Origin of the sequence: Candidatus Liberibacter sp. (genome assembly GCF_014048425.1) — a bacterium.
GTDB lineage: Bacteria > Pseudomonadota > Alphaproteobacteria > Rhizobiales > Rhizobiaceae > Liberibacter.
This window is the reverse complement of the sequence record NZ_JACETX010000070.1, coordinates 1-3,552: the sequence shown is the minus strand read 5'-3', so window position 1 is coordinate 3,552 and position 3,552 is coordinate 1. Positions and strand designations below refer to the sequence as shown.

Below are 3,552 nucleotides of genomic sequence, written 5' to 3'. Positions count from 1 at the left end.
AGAGAGGAACGACAAAGTAATATAGCACTAAATACTTAATATTGCTAGCTTTTTTATGAAAAATTACTATAAAAAATGATAAAAATTTGGGATATACAAAGGACAAAAATTACTATAAAAAATGATGAAAATTGGGAAATTATAAAATTATAAAAATTATAAAAAATTATAAAAAATTGTGGCTGTGAAGCGTTTACAGCCCCCGAGAAAAGGAGTTGGGGGAGCCTAGGGGGCTCTTTTAGGCTAACTTTAAATTAACTTTTTATATAGCTCAAAGGCGATATTATAAATGGGTTTTAGGCGATATTTTATATAAGGTATAGGCAATATTTTAGATAGTGTCTATTGGCGTCCCTTTTGCCCTGAAAGAGCCCCAAAGCGGGAAAAGCTTTAAATTGACAGAAAGGCATGTAGATTTAATAATCTATGGGAGATGATGCATCACAAAGCTCTTGGGGCTAAAGAGCATTGTAGGGCTGTTTCTGATTGAATGAGGGCTATTTGTTAGCCTCAATCCGCTTGGCTTTTATTTCATCAACTTTTTTGATCGCAGATTCAGCGTCTGAATTTAATTTAACGATCATAGCTTTGATATCGATGTGGTTTTTAGTTTCGATTGTCACTTGATTGCCGTAATATTGCTTGTGGCGTCGTTCTAATTCAAATTGGTTATGTTTAATCAGCAATTGACGTTTCTTGAATGCGTACGGATGTTCCTTCTCTTCGTCAGTCAATGGTGAAAGAATGTACTTCTTCGTTTCATGAGCCAAGCTATCGAGATGGGCTTTTTTAGCTTTCTCGTAATCATCACCGCAATTGCCGTAGTTCTTATCTGCCCAGTCGTAAAATGTATCAACTGACAATTTATGATCTTTGCAGCATTGGATTAAATCATCCCCAGATCTGAATTGCTTTAAGATGGAATCCACGAGTTTTTGATTGTAAGTGGATTTTCTTCCTCTTTTTGCCATTGCGCGTGCGATCCTGTGTTATTGTAGTGTTAAGTAGCTGATATTACCACATTTCTAAAAGTTTTGATAGTTATTTCTAAAAGTTTTGATAGTTTGATATTCGTTAAAAACTCCGCGCCTCTTAAAGCCATTTTGGTGCAGTTGATGTGGACACATGTGGACAGGCTTGGACAGGCTTTGGACAGGCTTGGACAGGCTTTAAAACAAGCCTGTCCTCCTAAAATCCTGTGTTTTCAATAAGTTATAACCCGATGGACAGGCTGACAGGCTTTTTAGCCCAAAAGTCCGCACGCGAGAGATTTTTTTTTGTATTAAATTACAATTTTATACATATGCACATTTACGTATATATAAGAGGTTTCAGAGGAAAAAGCCTGTCAGCCTGTCCATTGAACAACTAAGTATTTGATATTGCTTTCATTTTAACTGGACAGGCTTGTTTTAAAGCCTGTCCAAGCCTGTCCAAAGCCTGTCCAAGCCTGTCCAATTAGACCATTTCCAAGCCCCATCACCCTGTTTTCTTCAGTTTTTCAGCCCGTCTAACGCTTTTAGGCACAATAATCTCATCGCCAAAGTAGATCCAATCCAATGGCTTTTGCGTTGCTTGTTTTATTTTCATAGCAGTTTCAACTCTTGGTGTCCTTTCGCCTTTTTCATATTGACATATAACAGAATTAGACATTCCTGTTAGTTTACTGAATTCAACTCGGTTAAGCCCTAATGACTCTCTCAACCCCTTCAACCTCGCCCCAATAGCCATAGGATCTAAGATGTCTTGCTTTGAACCTCGAGACTTATGAGCCTTAAGGATCGTCTCCCCTTCATATATCCAATCAAAGCTAATTCCGTATTCATTACGCAGAAACAAAGCGTAATTTAGACTTGTTGGACTCCATCCCTTTTCAAAACGGCTTAAAGTGCCCTTGGTCACATACGCTTCATTAGCCAACTCTTCGATAGTTTTTCCTTTTGTCTGTCGTATTTCACGAATACGCATTCCTACTTCCCCTCCTAAATAAGGGCTCTTTTCTGTCTTCTTAATCATGCCCGAGCTTATGCATGAACACATAAATCAAAACAACATCAGTCTTCTATCGTAGTTAAAGCCTTGTAATTGCAGTCATATTAAAATAATACGCATTAGTCATGCTTTTTTACTTGACTAAGCATGACTCATGCGTAATATTACCACTAATTGATAACGAAGTCATTTAAAAAACTTAAACAAAACCGATGGCGGAAACAAATACTTAAAGAAGATTAAGAGAATGTGCGAAGACAAATACGATACTTTAGAGGATGTCACCCCACAAATATTAATAAACGGATACAAGGTCATGGTGAAGACCATTAGAGCCCTAAGAGACATACCCTTACACGACGTTAAAAAAGGTGATTTAGGAGGCTACGTTGAAAGCGAAGACAACCTCAGTCAGGAAGGCGAGTGCTGGGTTGGACGAAATGGAATGGTATTAGACTGTTCGATTATCATAGACAATGCCCTAGTTGAAGGAATCGTGAGCGAGGATGCAATCATCGGCGGTGAAACCCATATTGACGCATTTAGCCAAGTGAGGGGTAAGGTCGGTATTTGTGGAAACGCTCTCCTTAAAAATTGCACTATCTATCCTATAGGGTAGTGAAAACAATGACTTGCGCAAGCGAAATAGCGGGTGATGTTAATATTGGAGGTTTGCTCATGTTGAAGGGGAAGTGGGCTGTGGTGCAGTTATATGCAGTGGAGCTCACGTCGATAGAGGTGGCTCCTTAGCTGGCTCTATAGTTGTCGGGGGAAATACTCGCATTGAATCTGCCGTGATCTATCCACTAAGGAACAAACTAGAAGAAAAAGTCGCTTAACTGCGACACTTAAAGAGAATACGACGATGGATGACAAATACGAATTAACCCACGACTGCACCTTGGTTTTAACTAAAAAGAACGGAAAGAAGGTCTGTCTAAAGAGACCAAGAGCTTTAAGAGATATACCAAGACACAAAGTGAAAAAAGGTGATTTAGGCGGGTATATCGAAAGCGAAGATAACCTCAGTCAATATGACGAATGCTGGGTTGGAAAGACTGGATGGGTGGTTGGGAATTCAAGGGTCTTCGACGATGCCCTAGTTGATGGAAGAATATATGATGGTGTCATTAGAGGTCGTGCCTACATTGGCGAAGATAGCGAAATACATGGAGATGTCTATATCGGGGGACGTTCTTACATTGAATACGCCTTTATCTGCGGTGCATAAATATTCAAGGATTAACAATGGCTTATAGAAGGAGCATAAACAGTGACTAAAAAATATGAATGCGGGTATACGACACAACATTACTTTAAGGTCGGAGAATACGTCGATGTGAAGATAGTTATAGCCCTAAGAGACATCCCTGAACACAATGTAAAAAAAGGTGATGAAGGAGGTTGTATTGAAAGTGAAGCGAACCTCAGCCAGAAAGGCAACTGCTGGGTTGGAAAGACTGGAATAGTATATGGAAAAACCACCAAGGTTAAAGACGATGCACTAGTTGAAGGGTACGTACACGACGGTGCAGTAGTTGGAGGGAAAGTACGCATAGC

At 39.4% G+C, this 3,552-nt stretch carries 5 protein-coding genes and 1 pseudogene; 4 read left to right on the top strand and 2 right to left on the bottom strand.

Annotated features, from left to right (window positions below; all coding sequences use genetic code 11):
* Positions 1–497 precede the first annotated feature (497 nt).
* Together H0G72_RS05750 and H0G72_RS05740 are read right to left on the bottom strand one after the other, a co-directional pair.
* Positions 498–971: a terminase small subunit-like protein gene (locus tag H0G72_RS05750; protein WP_182017815.1), complete on the bottom strand. Its 474-nt coding sequence runs from the start codon at positions 969–971 to the stop codon at positions 498–500.
* Positions 972–1,479: 508 nt separating this feature from the next.
* The gene (locus tag H0G72_RS05740; protein ID WP_182017813.1) at positions 1,480–2,016 is read right to left on the bottom strand and encodes a helix-turn-helix domain-containing protein; all 537 of its coding nucleotides are present in this window, start codon (positions 2,014–2,016) and stop codon (positions 1,480–1,482) included.
* Between the two features lie 292 nt (positions 2,017–2,308).
* On the opposite strand from H0G72_RS05740, the gene H0G72_RS05735 reads away from it, so the two are divergent.
* The 4 genes and pseudogenes from H0G72_RS05735 to H0G72_RS05725 all read left to right on the top strand — a co-directional run.
* The gene (locus tag H0G72_RS05735; RefSeq protein ID WP_182017812.1) at positions 2,309–2,611 is read left to right on the top strand and encodes a hypothetical protein; all 303 of its coding nucleotides are present in this window, start codon (positions 2,309–2,311) and stop codon (positions 2,609–2,611) included.
* A gap of 8 nt (positions 2,612–2,619) precedes the next feature.
* Positions 2,620–2,742 carry a hypothetical protein gene (locus H0G72_RS06355; RefSeq protein ID WP_259345171.1) on the top strand — a complete coding sequence of 41 codons (123 nt, stop codon included), beginning with the start codon at positions 2,620–2,622 and terminating at the stop codon, positions 2,740–2,742.
* A 229-nt stretch (positions 2,743–2,971) separates the two neighbouring features.
* On the top strand, positions 2,972–3,223 hold the full coding sequence (locus tag H0G72_RS05730) for a hypothetical protein (RefSeq protein WP_182017816.1): 252 nt from the start codon (positions 2,972–2,974) through the stop codon (positions 3,221–3,223).
* Between the two features lie 42 nt (positions 3,224–3,265).
* Positions 3,266–3,552 (top strand): annotated as a pseudogene (locus H0G72_RS05725) (hypothetical protein); the annotation flags it as partial.

Coding starts and splice junctions, on each gene's coding strand:
- H0G72_RS05750 (WP_182017815.1), bottom strand. CDS start 971: ATGGCAAAAAGAGGAAGAAAATCCACTTACAATCAAAAACTCGTGGAT.
- H0G72_RS05740 (WP_182017813.1), bottom strand. CDS start 2,016: ATGATTAAGAAGACAGAAAAGAGCCCTTATTTAGGAGGGGAAGTAGGA.
- H0G72_RS05735 (WP_182017812.1), top strand. CDS start 2,309: ATGGTGAAGACCATTAGAGCCCTAAGAGACATACCCTTACACGACGTT.
- H0G72_RS06355 (WP_259345171.1), top strand. CDS start 2,620: ATGACTTGCGCAAGCGAAATAGCGGGTGATGTTAATATTGGAGGTTTG.